The organism is Mycolicibacterium frederiksbergense, from assembly GCF_012223425.1.
In the GTDB taxonomy this organism is placed as follows: domain Bacteria; phylum Actinomycetota; class Actinomycetes; order Mycobacteriales; family Mycobacteriaceae; genus Mycobacterium; species Mycobacterium frederiksbergense.
Genome location: NZ_CP038799.1, coordinates 2,961,057 through 2,975,339, shown reverse-complemented (window position 1 = coordinate 2,975,339; position 14,283 = coordinate 2,961,057). Strand labels below are relative to the sequence as shown.

Annotated in this window: 13 protein-coding genes; 8 read left to right on the top strand and 5 right to left on the bottom strand. The window is 66.8% G+C overall.

Features of this window, described 5'->3' with window-relative positions; translation table 11 throughout:
* Positions 1-115: 115 nt before the first annotated feature.
* From EXE63_RS17325 to EXE63_RS17295, 7 genes are all read left to right on the top strand, one after another.
* Positions 116-1,369: an ammonium transporter gene (locus EXE63_RS17325; protein ID WP_168142964.1), complete on the top strand. Its 1,254-nt coding sequence runs from the start codon at positions 116-118 to the stop codon at positions 1,367-1,369.
* 127 nt (positions 1,370-1,496) lie between these two features.
* A complete protein-coding gene (gene glnT, locus EXE63_RS17320; protein ID WP_168142963.1) occupies positions 1,497-2,801 on the top strand; it encodes a type III glutamate--ammonia ligase in 1,305 nt (434 codons plus the stop codon).
* Between the two features lie 11 nt (positions 2,802-2,812).
* Positions 2,813-3,682 (top strand): class II glutamine amidotransferase domain-containing protein, encoded by an 870-nt coding sequence (locus tag EXE63_RS17315; RefSeq protein ID WP_168142962.1) that lies wholly within the window; start codon positions 2,813-2,815, stop codon positions 3,680-3,682.
* A complete protein-coding gene (locus EXE63_RS17310) occupies positions 3,670-4,353 on the top strand; it encodes a protein glxC (RefSeq protein WP_168142961.1) in 684 nt (227 codons plus the stop codon). The genes EXE63_RS17315 and EXE63_RS17310 overlap by 13 nt, the downstream gene beginning before the upstream one ends.
* On the top strand, positions 4,353-5,684 hold the full coding sequence (locus EXE63_RS17305) for an FMN-binding glutamate synthase family protein (RefSeq protein WP_168142960.1): 1,332 nt from the start codon (positions 4,353-4,355) through the stop codon (positions 5,682-5,684). The genes EXE63_RS17310 and EXE63_RS17305 overlap by 1 nt, the downstream gene beginning before the upstream one ends.
* Complete coding sequence (locus tag EXE63_RS17300) at positions 5,681-6,877, top strand: NAD(P)/FAD-dependent oxidoreductase (RefSeq protein WP_168142959.1); 1,197 nt, start codon at positions 5,681-5,683, stop codon at positions 6,875-6,877. The genes EXE63_RS17305 and EXE63_RS17300 overlap by 4 nt, the downstream gene beginning before the upstream one ends.
* Before the next feature lie 17 nt (positions 6,878-6,894).
* A complete protein-coding gene (locus EXE63_RS17295) occupies positions 6,895-7,542 on the top strand; it encodes a type II toxin-antitoxin system RelB family anti-toxin (protein ID WP_067992014.1) in 648 nt (215 codons plus the stop codon).
* Position 7,543: 1 nt separating this feature from the next.
* Here EXE63_RS17295 and EXE63_RS17290 read toward each other — a convergent pair whose 3' ends face one another.
* Genes EXE63_RS17290 through EXE63_RS17275 form a run of 4 tightly spaced genes read right to left on the bottom strand, consistent with a single transcriptional unit; the run spans position 7,544 to position 11,631 of the window.
* Positions 7,544-7,981: a hypothetical protein gene (locus tag EXE63_RS17290; protein ID WP_168142958.1), complete on the bottom strand. Its 438-nt coding sequence runs from the start codon at positions 7,979-7,981 to the stop codon at positions 7,544-7,546.
* Entirely contained in the window at positions 7,981-10,563 is a 2,583-nt protein-coding gene (locus EXE63_RS17285) for a PE domain-containing protein (RefSeq protein WP_168142957.1), read from the bottom strand. Before EXE63_RS17285 ends, EXE63_RS17290 begins: the two co-directional genes overlap by 1 nt.
* A gap of 4 nt (positions 10,564-10,567) precedes the next feature.
* Positions 10,568-10,858, bottom strand: coding sequence for a WXG100 family type VII secretion target (locus EXE63_RS17280; protein WP_168142956.1), 291 nt, complete (start codon positions 10,856-10,858; stop codon positions 10,568-10,570).
* Entirely contained in the window at positions 10,858-11,631 is a 774-nt protein-coding gene (locus EXE63_RS17275; RefSeq protein ID WP_168142955.1) for a WXG100 family type VII secretion target, read from the bottom strand. Before EXE63_RS17275 ends, EXE63_RS17280 begins: the two co-directional genes overlap by 1 nt.
* Positions 11,632-11,833: 202 nt before the next feature.
* On the opposite strand from EXE63_RS17275, the gene leuA reads away from it, so the two are divergent.
* The gene (gene leuA, locus EXE63_RS17270) at positions 11,834-13,639 is read left to right on the top strand and encodes a 2-isopropylmalate synthase (protein ID WP_168142954.1); all 1,806 of its coding nucleotides are present in this window, start codon (positions 11,834-11,836) and stop codon (positions 13,637-13,639) included.
* Position 13,640: 1 nt separating this feature from the next.
* Here the strand turns inward: leuA and EXE63_RS17265 are convergent, their stop codons facing one another.
* A complete protein-coding gene (locus tag EXE63_RS17265) occupies positions 13,641-14,225 on the bottom strand; it encodes a TetR/AcrR family transcriptional regulator (RefSeq protein WP_210000563.1) in 585 nt (194 codons plus the stop codon).
* Positions 14,226-14,283: the final 58 nt, after the last annotated feature.

Sequence of the window (14,283 nt, the reverse complement as noted above, 5' to 3'; positions counted from 1 at the left end):
ACTTGCAGCGAAACCGTTTACCCGTCCGCAACGCAACGATGCCGTCCACGTAATAGAAACGGAGGTTACTGCCAGTGGTCGGCCCGCTCGGGCCGCGCATCTGTAGGAGATGTTGATGGATACAGGAACCACGGCCTTCATACTCTGTTGCATCATCGGCCTCACGCTGATGATTCCCGGCCTGGCGCTCTTCTACGGCGGCATGGTCTCGGTCAAGAGTTCGACCAACATGATGATGATGACCTTCGGCGCGGTCGCGATGGTCGGCCTGCTCTGGGTGCTCTTCGGCTTCTCGATGGTGTTCGGGACCTCGATGGGCGGTTTCGTCGGCAGCATCACCGAATTCGCCGGCATGACGGATCTGCTCGAACCGATGACAACCATCGACGGGCTGCCGATCAGTCTGTTCGCCTTGTTCCAGGCCTTGTTCGCGGCCATCACGGTCGCCCTGATCTCCGGCGCAGTGGCCGACCGGATGAAGTTCGGCGCGTGGATGGTGTTCGCAGCCGTCTGGGCGGTGCTGGTCTACTTCCCGGTCGCGCACTGGGTGTTCGCCTTCGACGGTGTGGTCACCGAGAACTCGGTGGGCGGCTGGATCGCCAACACCCTGGGCGCCGTCGACTTCGCCGGCGGCACCGCGGTGCACATCAACGCGGGCGCGGCCGCCCTGGCGGTGGCCGTCGTGCTCGGCAAGTCCGCGATGTTCGGTCAGCTGCGCAAGCCGCACAATGTGCCGCTGACGCTGCTGGGCGCGGGCATGCTCTGGGCCGGCTGGTACGCCTTCAACGGCGGATCGGCTCTGGCAGCGGGCAATTCGGCCTCCATCGTCATGGTCACCACGTTCGTGGCGACCTGCGCGGCGGTACTGGCCTGGCTGGCGGTGGAGAAGATCAAGACCGGTCACGTGACCGGCGTCGGCGCGGCCTCGGGTGCGATCACCGGTTTGGTCGCCATCACCCCGGCCTGTGGTGCGGTTACCCCGATGGGCGCCATCTTCGTCGGCGGTATTGCCGGGGCGATCTGCGTGTACGCGGTCGGGCTCAAGGACAAGTTCGGCTATGACGACTCCCTCGACGTGGTGGGCGTGCACCTGGTGGGCGGCGTCATCGGCACCCTGCTGATCGGCTTCTTCGCCAGCGAGGGCATGCCCAACGGCATCAACGGGCTGTTCTACGGCGGCGGCATCGACCAGCTCTGGAAGCAGGCCGTCGCGGCCGGCGCGGTGATGGCGTACTCGTTCGTCATCGCCTTCGCGATCGCCTTCGCCATCAAGAAGACGATGGGGATCCGCATCTCCCCGGATGAGGAAGAGAAGGGTATCGACGCCAAGTTCCACCGCGATTCGGCGTACGAGCTCGAATTCTCCTGATCTACCGATGATTCCCCGGTGACCATCGGTCGCCGGGGTTTCCTCGGCTTGCAAGTGTTTCATACAGTGATACTCTGTTTCTTACAAAGAGACGAGTCATAACAAGATGACGAAAGTTCTGGTAACCATGACCACCGATCTCGCCACCCTCGCCGAGCAGTCCGGCACCCGATTCATCCTCGCGCTGTTCGTCGACCTGCGCGGAAAGCCTTGCGCCAAGCTGGTTCCCGTCGAAGCCGTCGACCAGCTGGCCACCGAAGGCGTCGGCTTCGCCGGCTATGCGGTGGGCGCCATGGGCCAGGAGCCCAAGGACCCCGACCTGATCGCCGTGCCGGATCCGGCCTCGTTCACCCCCATCCCGTTCATCAAAGAGGGTCTGGCGCTGGTGCACTGCGACCCGCACGTGGAGGGCAAGCCGTGGCCGTACGCGCCGCGGGTTATTCTCAAGAACCTCGTGGCCCAGGCCGCCGATGCCGGCTTCGAGCCGTGGGTCGGCGCCGAGGTGGAGTATTTCCTGTTGCGCCGCAACGAAGATGGCGCCCTGGTCACCGCCGACGCGGCCGACACCGCCGCCCAGCCCTGTTATGACGCCCGCGGCGTCACCCGGATGTATGAACACCTCACCGCGATCTCCACGGCGATGAACACGCTGGGCTGGTCCAACTACGCGAACGACCACGAGGACGGCAACGGGCAGTTCGAGCAGAACTTTCAGTTCGACGAGGCGCTGGTGACCGCCGACCGGGTGATCACCCTGCGCTACCTGCTGTCGATGATCGCCGCCGAACGCGACATGGTGGCCACCTTCATGCCCAAACCGTTCGCCGACCGCACCGGCAGCGGCCTGCACTTCCACCTCTCGCTCACCAGCGCCGGCAATCCGGTCTTTCCCGCCGACACCGATGACCGCGGCCTGGGACTGTCCGACACCGCGTACGCCTTCATCGCCGGGATCCTCGAGCATGCCTGCGCGCTGCAGTCCGTCATCGCCCCGACCGTCAACTCCTACAAGAGAACCGGTGCCACCACCACGGCGTCGGGCGCATCCTGGGCGCCCCGCAAGCCCAGCTACGGCGGCAATGATCGCACTCACTACATCCGGGTTCCGGACAACCAGCGGGTCGAACTCCGCGGCGGGGACGGTTCGGCCAACCCGTATCTGGCAATCGCCGCCGCGTTGGGTGCCGGGCTGGACGGGATCAAACGCAGCCTGGACCCCGGCGCGGTCGGCGCCCAAGGCCCCGCGAATCTGCCGCCCACGCTGCTGCATGCGGTCGACGAGTTGGACGCCGATCCGGTGGTGGCCGGTGTGCTCGACGCCGCCGGCGACGGTGTGGCCACCTACTTCGCCGGCATCAAACGCGAGGAATTCTTCACCTACCACGGCACCGTCACCCCGTGGGAAGTCGACCAGTACCTGACAGCCTTCTAGAAAGGAACGCTATGTGCGGGATCGTGGGTTTGCACCTGCGCACACCGGAGCTCTATCCCCGGCTGGGGGCACTGCTCAGCGGAATGCTCGGCGAGATGTCGGACCGGGGGGCTGATTCGGCCGGCGTCGCGGTCTACGGGGACCCCATGTGGTCGCCGCCGGGACGGGGTTGCGTGTCGGTGACCGACATCGCTGTGGCGCCGGATCTCGGAGCCGATATCGATGTGGTGCAGGTGGATTCGAGCTACCTGCTGTCGGCCGAAATCTCCTCCGAGGAGTTGCTGGAGCGGGTGCGGCTGTCCTATCCCGAGGCGCTCATCGCCGGCTTCGGTGCCGACCTGGCGGTGCTCAAGGGCGTCGGGCACCCGCGCGCGCTGACCGACGCGTGGGGCCTTGCCAAGGCCCAGGGCTGGCAGGGCGTCGGGCACACCCGGATGGCCACCGAGTCAGCGGTGACGCCGTCGGGCTGCCATCCCTATACCGTCGGTCCACAACAGTGCCTGGTGCACAACGGATCCTTCGCCAACCACGCCACCATCCGCCGCGACCTGCGCCGGGCCGGGGTGGTCTTCGACAGCGAGAACGACACCGAGGTGGGCGCACGGTTCGTCGCGCAGCAGCTGGCCGCCGGCCGTGATGTCGAAACCGCGTTGAAGGAGCTCTGCGCCACCTTCGACGGTTTCTACACCCTGCTTGTCTCCAATCACGATTCCTTCGCCGTTGTCCGCGACGCCATCGCCTGCAAGCCCGCTGTCATCGCCGAGACAGCCGACTGGGTGGCCATGGCCAGCGAGTACCGCGCGCTCTCCGAGTTGCCCGGTGTCGAATCGGCCAGGATCTGGGAACCCGAACCGGAGGTGGTGTACGCATGGACACGCTAGTCCAATACGATTTGGCCACAATGCCACTGCGCGAGGTCAACTCGGCGCTGCACAAGCCCGGAATCACGGGTGAGTATGTCATCGACCATCCCGACGGCGCGCACAACGTGGCGGTCGGGGTGAACGCGCCGGTCCGTGTCACCGTCAACGGTCACGTCGGCTACTACGCGGCCGGCATGAACCAGCAGGCCGAGATCGTCATCAACGGCAACGCCGGTACCGGCGTCGCCGAGAACATGATGAGCGGCAGCGTGCGGGTCAACGGCAACGCCTCCCAATCCGCCGGGGCCACCGCCCATGGCGGCCTGCTGGTCATTCAGGGAGACGCGGCCGCGCGCTGCGGGATCTCCATGAAGGGTGTCGACATCGTGGTGGGCGGCGATATCGGCCACATGAGTGCGTTCATGGCCCAGGCCGGGCGGCTGGTGGTGCGCGGCAATGCCGGTGAGGCACTGGGTGACTCGATCTACGAGGCCCGCATCTACGTGCGCGGCGCGGTCGCCTCGCTGGGCGCGGACTGCGTCAAGAAGGAGATGCGACCCGAACACCACACCGAGCTGGCCGAGCTTCTTGCCGCCGCCGGGTTCACCGATGAGACCGCGGAGTACACCCGCTACGGCTCGGCCCGAAACCTCTACCACTTCCACGTCGACAACTCTGCGAGCTACTAGTGACTGCTACCGATGACCGGGCCCGGCTGGGCCTGCGCGAATCCGCCACGTTCGACCGGCCCACCATCGCCGCCATCCAGCGCGCCGCCGAGACCGGCATCTACGACATCCGTGGCTGGGGCGCCAAGCGGCCACTGCCGCACTTCGACGACCTGTTGTTCCTGGGCGCGTCGATGTCGCGATATCCGCTGGAGGGCTACCGCGAGCGCTGCGGCACCGATGTGGTGCTCGGTGACCGGCACGCCAAACACCCCCTGCACCTGGATATCCCGGTCACCATCGCGGGGATGAGCTTCGGCGCGCTGTCCGGGCCCGCCAAGGAGGCCCTGGGCCGCGGCGCGAGCGAGGCAGGCACCTCGACCACCACCGGCGACGGCGGCATGACCCCCGAGGAACGCGGCCAGAGCAAGCACCTCGTCTACCAGTACCTTCCGTCGCGCTACGGGATGAACCCCGACGACCTGCGCAAGGCGGACGCCATCGAGATCGTGCTCGGACAGGGCGCCAAGCCCGGTGGCGGTGGAATGCTGCTGGGGCAGAAAATCTCCCCGCGTGTGGCCGGGATGCGCACCCTGCCCGAGGGCATCGACCAGCGCAGCGCCTGCCGGCACCCGGACTGGACCGGACCCGATGACCTGACCATCAAGATCAACGAGCTGCGTGAGATCACCGACTGGGAGAAACCGATCTACGTCAAGGTCGGCGCCACCCGCACCTACTACGACGTGAAACTCGCGGTGCACGCCGGCGCCGATGTCGTGGTGGTCGACGGGATGCAGGGCGGCACCGCCGCCACCCAGGACGTGTTCATCGAACACGTCGGCATCCCCACCCTGGCCGCGGTGCCGCAGGCCGTGCAGGCACTGCAGGAGCTCGACGTCCATCGAAAAGTTCAACTCATCGTCAGCGGCGGTATCCGCAATGGTGCCGACGTGGCCAAGGCGCTCGCCCTGGGCGCCGACGCCGTCGCGATCGGCACCGCGGCGCTGATCGCGCTCGGCGACAATCACCCCCGCTATGAGGCCGAGTACCAAAAGCTAGGTAGCGCAGCCGGTTTCTACGACGACTTCCAGGACGGGCGCGATCCCGCCGGGATCAGCACCCAGGACCCGGAACTGGCCGCCCGCTTCGACCCCATCGAGGGTGGGCGCCGGCTGGCCAACTATCTGCGCGTGCTCACCATGGAGGCCCAGACCATCGCCCGGGCCTGCGGGAAGGCCCATGTCACCCACCTGGAGCCCGAGGACCTGGTCGCGGTCACCATCGAAGCGGCCGCCATGGCCCGGGTGCCGCTGGCCGGCACGAATTGGATCCCCGGGGCCGGATTGTGAACGAGACCGCGGACGTCGCGATCGTCGGCGGCGGTCTGGAGGGTGCCGCGGCGGCCTGGGCATTGAGCCAACGCGGCGTCGCCGATGTCTTTGTCGCCGAGCGTAATACCGTCGGCTCGGGGATGACCGGGAAGTCCAGCGGCATCGTGCGGTGCCACTACGGGGTCAGCTCGCTGGCCGCGATGGCGGCGTCCAGCCTGGAGGTGTTCGAGAAGCCTCAGCAGTTCATGGGTGATCACGCCACCGATATCGGCTTCCGGCAGACCGGCTATGTCGTCGGTGTCGGCGCCCCCAACGTGGAGTCGATGCGCAAAAGCCTTGCTGCGCAACGCGCCGTCGGGGTGCAGACCGAGGAGATCGGTGTCGACGAGGTCGCCAAGATGTGGCCGACCGCCGATCTGAGCCCGTTCGCGGCGTTCGGGTGGGAGGCGCGCGGTGGATACGGTGACGCCTACCAGACTGCGCAGGCGTTCGCGGTGTCGGCGCGGGCCGCCGGGGTGCGAATACGGCAGGGCGCCAACGTGACCGATCTGCTTCTCGACGGGGACAGGGTCACCGGGATCCGGCTGGCCGACGGCACCGAGATCGCGGCCGGCACCGTCGTGGTCGCCACCGGCGCCTGGACAGGTGCGTTCCTGGCCCGCTACGGCGTCGACGTGCCGATCCGGGTGTTGCGCGAGCAGATCGTCACCATCTCCCCCGGAATGGATCTCGGGCCGGTGCCGGTGTTCTCCGATCTGGTCTCGCTGCAATACGTGCGCCCGGAACTGGGCGGGGAGATCCTGTTCGGCAACAGCGACCTCGCGCACTGCGAAGAGGCCGACCCCGACGACTACCTGAACCGGGCCACCGACGGCTTCGTGGAAATGACGGTCGACAAGGTCGGTACGCGTTTTCCGGGGCTGACCGACGCGAGAATCACCGGCAGCTACGCGGGCTGTTACGACGTCACCCCGGACTGGAACCCGGTGATCTCCGCGGGCGGGCCGGACGGACTGGTCGTGGCGGCCGGGTTCAGCGGGCACGGCTTCAAGATCGCCCCCGCGGTAGGACGGTTGGTCGCCGACCTGGTGACCGACGGTCGCAGTGCCGACGCGCGCATTCCGGAGACCGACTTTGCGCTCTCCCGGTTCGCCGGTGGCACACTGCTCAGAAGCCCGTATCCGTACGTGGGTGCCGGGGAGATGCGTTAGACGACAGGGGGCCGGCCGTGAGTGACGTTCCGCTGCTGCGCAACCAGTCCGGAACGGCTCGCGAGCGGGACCCGCACGAGCCGGTCGAGGAACTGGAGTTCGAGGCCGCAATCGGCCGCAATGTGCGCCAACTGCGCCAGCAGCACGGGCTCACCGTCGCCGAGATGGCGGCCCGGGTCGGCATCTCCAAGGCCATGATGTCCAAGATCGAGAACGCGCAGACCTCGTGCAGCCTGTCCACCCTGGCACTACTGGCCCGCGGGCTGGACGTCCCGGTGACCAGCCTGTTCCGCGGTGCCGACGTGGAACGCCCGGCCGCATTCGTCAAGGCCGGTACCGGTGCGGAGATCGTGCGCAACGGCACCAAGCAGGGCCACGAATATCAGCTGCTGAGCTCACTGCGCGGGGAACACAAGCGTCTCGAGTGCCTGCACGTCACGCTGACCGAGAAGAGCCAGACCTACCCGCTGTTTCAGCATCCCGGCACCGAGTTCATCTACATGCTCGAAGGGGTGATGGACTACAGCCACAGCCGGTCGGTGTACCGGCTGCATGCCGGGGATTCACTGCAGATCGACGGCGAGGGCGCACACGGCCCGGTGGACCTGGTGGAGCTGCCGATCCGATTCCTGTCTGTGATCGCGTTCCCGGACTCGCAGGTGTAGGTCACGCAGATCCGTCACTCGCGTCTCCGTACTTCGCCTTCATTCCGGCAAGGGCCACTTCGTAGAATCTCTCGATACGATCGTTGACCCATTCGAGCGGATCCGCGAAGCTTTCGAGCTCCAGCCTGGCCTGCTCCGCGAGTTCGGCGAGGGGCAGGTCTGGACGCCGTACGAATCGCGTCAGAAATTGCCATCGCTTGGACTTGCTCAACAACCCGAACTCGTTGGGCGCGTCGAGGAGTCCGATCATGCAATTCGTCTCGCCTTCGCGTGCCCATTCATAAATCTGCAGTTTGCACTCAGCGTTCCGATAGTAGGCAATCGACAGCTCACGCCCACCTTCATCAGATCCGGTGTAACTGTCGTCGAGCACAAACCCGTGACTGGACAAAGTCGGCCCGACAACAGACTCCACTTTCGCGACAAAAGTCGTGGTCACTATTCGTCCTTCACTTTCACCCACGAATCGCCAACTCGCTCATAGCCATAGGCCGGGGCATGTTTACTCAGGAACTCCACCTCCATTTGCGAGAAGCTTCCGGCGCGCTCGACTGCCATATCTTCAAGAGAGTCATACAGGTCGTGGTCCAGAAGGTAGTCGATCCTACCGACGCCATTCTCCAGCTGGGTCCGCAAGAACTGTTCGTTGACCTGCCAACCCAGGCTCTTGGCATCTTCTTTACCGAGACCCGCTTCAACAGCGTTCCAGGCCTCGTCACCCGTGTCGAAATAGATGCCTCCACCATTGTGGCGAGCTTCTCCGATGTAACCGCCGTCCTGTCCATCCCAACGCCCGAGAACCACTCGGTCTGCCCCCTCAACGCGGTGGGTAGCCCAATCCGACACCGCGCGTGCGAGGTCGGCGGTCGATTGACCATTCACGAACGCGTCGTTGAAACGTTGCGCCGCGTCGATCGCCTCCGGTGCCGAATGTCCCGGCGGAGGCGGCGGATGTCCGTTGACCGTGTGGTGACCGTCCGGCCCGCTCTGCACCGTTCCGTTGTCGCCGGTGCCGGCCCCATTGTCGGTGTCGGTGTCGGTGTCGGTGGCACCAGACTGATCTCCGTTCGGATCCGAGCCCGAGCCATTCGGTGACGAGTCATATGGCACGTGACCACCGTCCGAGGACCCCTCACCAGAGTTCGAGCCACCACCGTCCGACGACCCGCTACCCGGACCATCCCCGCCACCGGAAGGATTCGGCCCCGAAGACGACTGACTCGGCCCACTCGGCCCCGGTGAATCACCAGGCGGGCTCATCGGCGGGGACACCGGCGCGCCACCCGACGGCTTGCTCGGCCCGTCGCCGCCGTCGGGGCTGGGTGAACCACCCGTCGGGACAGGTCCATTGGATGACGGGCCGCCGCGGCTGCCGTCCGCACTCGGCGAACCACCGGTCGGAGCGGGCCCGTTCGACGACGAACCGCCGGGCCCGGCTCCCCCACCGGAGTGGCTGGGCCCAGACCCGTTGGGCGACGGTCCGATTGGCGCAGGGCCGCCGCCGGAGCCCGACCCCGGCGATGTCGGAGCCGACGGCGTGGAGCTCGACGGACCACCGGGGCCAAGCACCGATCCGGGAATGCCCGGTGGCGGGGTGAACTCCGGAACATCGGGCACGCCAGGCACATCTGGCAGCTCGGGTGCATCCGGGGTTCTGCCGCCGCCCAGTCCCGGCAGTCTGCCCAGCGACCCGAGTTCGCCCCTCTGAAGAAGATTGCGGGTGGCGGCCAGCCCCTTGGCCACCGCACCGCCCTTGGCGAGGGCCCCGCCCGGGACGAACAACGAGGCCACGTTGACCGCGGCCTCGCCGAAGCCACGGCCCGGATTGTCGCCCTGCCACTCGTCCAACGCGATGAACTCGCTGCCCATCTGCTTGAGCACATCATCGATCAGCGACGGGTCCTTGGCGACCATCAGCGCCGTATCCGCGATGCCCTTCCAGGTATCGGGATCGGCCAGCGCGACCGTGCCGGAAACCAGGGCGATCAGGCCGGTTGCCCCACCCACCTGGATGTCGGTGAACAACTTGATTCCATCGGCCAGCGCATTGCCGGCGTCTTCCCCGAAAGTCTCTACCAGGACCGGCCTTATCCACTTCTGGAAGGCGTCGGCGGCCTCACCCAGCAGGGTCGCGAGTTCTTCGAGTAGCCCGAGGACACCCTTGACCTGATTCTGGAAGTTCTCCAGCACGGTGCTGACATCGTCGGCGATCTCCCGCAGGACCCTGTCGCCGTCACCGCTGAGTAAGCCCGTGACGGTGTCCCACAGTCCGTCGAGCGAGATCCGGTCGAGCAGATCCCGAATCGCGTCTTGGGTCTCAAGCACCCCGGCCGCGAAATCGCTGATGGACGTCGCCAATCCATCGGCGACCCCCGCGAGCGTGGTGGTGCCGCTGCCCAGATCCGACAGCGCGGTGGTGATGGTGGCGCCTTCGGGGATGTCCTGGGCGCCGACTGCCGCCTTCGCCCCGCTGAGCGCCGACTCGAAGACCTTCAACCCCTGCCCGATGTTGCGCCATTGCGCGGCAGTCACATTCATCATGCCGGAGTTGCCGCTGGGCCAGGTCATCGCGACACCGGCCGCCATCCCGAAGGCAGGAATCAGCCGGATGAACGGGGTGATCAGATGGTATTTCGTCGGCGGGGTCACGATGCTGCCATTGGGCCCGTAGGGGGCGTCGCCGGCCGTCGTCTCGGCCGGTTCTCCACTCACGCTGCCAGAAGGCCCCGACCCGCCCGCCACCGACGCCTGATCGGCATGCTGATAGTTGTAGCCGGTGGCCTCCAACATCAGCCCGACGTTCTTGAACGCGTTGGCAGCCTGGGCCAGGTACTGGCCGAACTGATCGGCCTGGCGTCCGTAGGAGATCCCGAAGTTCAGCCCCGCCGGATCTGCGCCGGACGCGATACCGCTGGCAAGCACCTGACCCATCGCGTCGGACAGCGCACCCAGCTGGACGCCGAGAGAGCCGACCTGTTTACCCGCATCGATGAGCGCCTGCGGTTCTACCTCAATCCGCACGCGATCAGCCCGCCCACATCTTCCCGTTCTTGTCCACGGCGTCGGTGTAGTTCTTGTGCGCGTTCTCGGCGACCTTGCGCAGCGACTCCAGTGACGTCTTCATCTGCTGGGCGCCGTCTTCCCACAGCTGCTGCGACTGCGCCTGGGTGTCTGAGGCCTGCCCTTCCCAGTTCGCCCGCAATGCGGCCATCGCCTGGTCGATCTCCTCGAGCGCCTCGGCGACCTCGCGACCGAACTGCTCCATGTGATCGATGGCACCCTGCAGCTGCGGAAAGTCCACCACCAACTTCGACATCAGAGGCTCCGACCCGGCGTTTCCTCCGGCCCGGATGCATCGGCCCCCGCACGGGGTGCTTCGACCGGTGCCGGACCCGCCGGCGCGTCGCCGCCCGTCGCGGCCTCGGAGTCCGGCTTTTCAGGTCCCGCCTCGACAGCTTGCTGCTCCGCGGCGGCAGCTTGCGCCTCCTGTGCCAACTGCGTCGCCGCCTGCACGGCCTGCTGCGCAGCGCCGGCCGCCATCGTCCCGGCCTGCATCAATCCACCCGCCACCTGCCCCGCGACCTGCGCGGGGATACCCGCTGCCTGCGACATCGGAGCCATCGTCTCGCCGAGGTTCATCTGCTCCGCCAGACCGGACGTTGAGCCGGTCGAGCCGCCGGTAACTTCCGCGCCGGGAGCACCCGCCCCGGTCGGGGCACCGCCGCCGCCGGTCGCCGCCCCCGAGCCCCCACCGGCCTGCATGGTCGACCCGAGCGCGCCGCCGGCCTGCTCATCGGCCGCCTGATAGTTCGTGGCGGCCGTGTCGAGGGCCTCCGACATGGTCTGCAGAGCCCGCACCACCTGGCCCGCGCCGTTGTGCCACTGCTCCCAGTACTTGTCGAAGGCGGTGGCCGCCTCGCCCTTCCAGCCGGACGCGAGCAGGTTGCTGGTCTCCAGGTCCACCGCGGACAGCCCATCCTGCAGGCGCTGTCCAGCGCCCCGTAAACGGTCCGCTGCCAGGTGCAGCTCCGAGGTGACAACCTCGACCGACTCGCCCATCCGACCCCCGAATTCGTAGCTCACTAGCACCCTAAACCGGGTTCGGGACCGCGTCGTGCACCAATTTTGCGACTGCCGTTTTGGCCCGCGCCCCTCCCGGAGTACAGTTGCCCACGTGCAGCGGGTGCTCCTTCTCGGACGCCGCGACGGGGTCTGATCCAGACTGGCCTCCCGTCGCGGGTTTTCGCGATGCGCCGGTCTGAAATCCACACAAGACCCCGGAGCCAACATCATGACCACCCCTGACATCTCATCTGACGCCTTCTCGTCCGTCCGCGCGATCACCACACCGGCCGGTCCCCGCAACCCCGGCCAGCCCTCCTGGAACACCCAGCGCGCGTCCGCGATGCCGGTGAACCGCTACCGCACTTTCGCCGAAGAGGTCGAACCGGTCACCGTGCCGGACCGCACCTGGCCCGACAAGGTCATCGACACCGCCCCGCAGTGGTGTGCGGTGGACCTGCGTGATGGCAACCAGGCCCTGATCGATCCGATGAGCCCGGCGCGCAAGCGCCGCATGTTCGACCTGCTGGTCCGGATGGGCTACAAGGAGATCGAGGTCGGCTTCCCGTCGGCCAGCCAGACAGACTTCGACTTCGTCCGCGAGATCATCGAGCAGGGCGCCATCCCCGACGATGTCACCATCCAGGTGCTGACCCAGTGCCGTCCCGAGCTGATCTCGAAGACCTTCGAGGCGTGCGCCGGTGCGCCGCAGGCGATCGTGCACTTCTACAACTCGACGTCGATCCTGCAGCGCCGGGTGGTCTTCCGCGCCGATCGCGCCGCCGTGAAGAAGATCGCCACCGACGGTGCGCGGATGTGCGTCGAAGAGGCCAAGAAGTACCCGGACACCCGGTGGCGCTACGAGTACAGCCCTGAGTCCTACACGGGCACCGAACTGGAATACGCGGTGGATGTCTGCAACGCCGTCGCCGAGATCGTGCAGCCGACGCCCGAGGTGCCGTTGATCGTCAACCTGCCCGCGACGGTCGAGATGGCGACGCCGAACGTGTACGCCGATTCCATCGAGTGGATGAACCGGCACCTGGCACCTCGGGACAGCATCATCCTGAGCCTGCACCCGCACAATGACCGCGGAACGGCCGTCGCCGCAGCCGAACTGGGCTACCAGGCCGGAGCGGACCGCATCGAGGGCTGCCTGTTCGGCAACGGCGAGCGCACCGGCAACGTGTGCCTGGTGACGTTGGGCCTGAACCTGTTCAGCCGCGGTGTGGACCCGCAGATCGACTTCTCCAATATCGATGAAATCCGCCGCACCGTGGAGTACTGCAACCAGCTGCCCGTGCACGAACGCCACCCCTACGGTGGCGATCTGGTGTACACCGCGTTCTCCGGCAGCCACCAGGACGCCATCAACAAGGGCCTGGACGCGATGAAAGTCGCTGCCGACGAAGCTGATTCCGATGTCGACGACATCCTGTGGCAGGTTCCGTACCTGCCGATCGACCCCAAGGACGTCGGGCGCACGTACGAGGCCGTCATCCGGGTGAACTCGCAGTCCGGCAAGGGCGGCGTCGCCTACATCATGAAGGCCGATCACGGTCTGGCACTGCCTCGGCGCCTGCAGATCGAGTTCAGCCAGGCCATCCAGCAGATCACCGATGGTGAGGGCGGCGAAGTCTCACCCAAGGAGATCTGGGACGTCTTCTCCGAGGAGTACCTGTCCCCGATCCGCCCACTGGAGCGCATGCGGCAGAAGGTCGACGCCTCCGAGGTCGACGGCGGGACCGACACCATCACCGCGATCGTCAAGATCGACGGCGAAGAACGTGAGATCGTCGGCGCCGGGAACGGTCCGCTGGCCGCGTTCGTGGATGCCATCGGTGCGGTCGGCTTCCAGGTGAACGTGCTGGACTACTCCGAGCACGCGTTGTCCGCCGGCGAAGAGGCCCAGGCCGCGGCCTACGTCGAAGCGTCCATCGGCGGCAAGACGGTGTGGGGCGTCGGCATCGCCACATCCATCACCACGGCATCGTTGCGCGCCGTGGTGTCCGCGGTGAACCGGGCGGCCCGGTAACTCAGGCGAAGACGCCGGCGGTCACGGCCGCGAGCGCAGCAGCAGCCGCCCTGTCCGCGTCTGCCCGGCGCAGTGGTTCGGTATCGGTGAGCAGGCTGTAGTACAGCGGAGCAGACACGTACCGGATCACTGCGGCGGGATCGGTTCCCCGCGGGGCTTCACCGCGCTCGATCGCGTCCAGGACGATCGGCGCCATCTCGCCGATGCGTACCTGGTAGAAGCCGGCGAGCGCCTCGGCGGTGCGCACATCGCAGGTGCCGGCGGCGAGAATTGCCTTGAAAAGGCTGCCCTGGCGTCGATCGGCCAGCGTCCGTTGGATCAGTCGGGCCACGCTCACCAGGTCATCCCGGAGGCTGCCGGTGCTGGGACGCGGCCGCGACGTCTCTGCCATATCGGCCAGCAGGTCGTCGACGAGTGCAGACACGGTTCCCCAGCGTCGGTAGACCGTCGACTTGCCGACACCGGCCCGGTCGGCGACCGCCGTCAACTCCAGCCCCACCAGACCGTTCTCGATGAGCAAGTCGGCAGACGCGGTGAGCACCGCGGATCGCACCGCGGCCGTCCTGCCTCCGGGTCTGGTCGCCATGATCCCACCTTAACGGGACTGACGTTTCCTTAACGCACGACCGGTGCTACTCTCGATT

Coding starts and splice junctions, on each gene's coding strand:
- EXE63_RS17315 (WP_168142962.1), top strand. CDS start 2,813: ATGTGCGGGATCGTGGGTTTGCACCTGCGCACACCGGAGCTCTATCCC.
- EXE63_RS17325 (WP_168142964.1), top strand. CDS start 116: ATGGATACAGGAACCACGGCCTTCATACTCTGTTGCATCATCGGCCTC.
- glnT (WP_168142963.1), top strand. CDS start 1,497: ATGACCACCGATCTCGCCACCCTCGCCGAGCAGTCCGGCACCCGATTC.
- EXE63_RS17280 (WP_168142956.1), bottom strand. CDS start 10,858: ATGTCGAAGTTGGTGGTGGACTTTCCGCAGCTGCAGGGTGCCATCGAT.
- EXE63_RS17265 (WP_210000563.1), bottom strand. CDS start 14,225: ATGGCGACCAGACCCGGAGGCAGGACGGCCGCGGTGCGATCCGCGGTG.
- EXE63_RS17310 (WP_168142961.1), top strand. CDS start 3,670: ATGGACACGCTAGTCCAATACGATTTGGCCACAATGCCACTGCGCGAG.
- leuA (WP_168142954.1), top strand. CDS start 11,834: ATGACCACCCCTGACATCTCATCTGACGCCTTCTCGTCCGTCCGCGCG.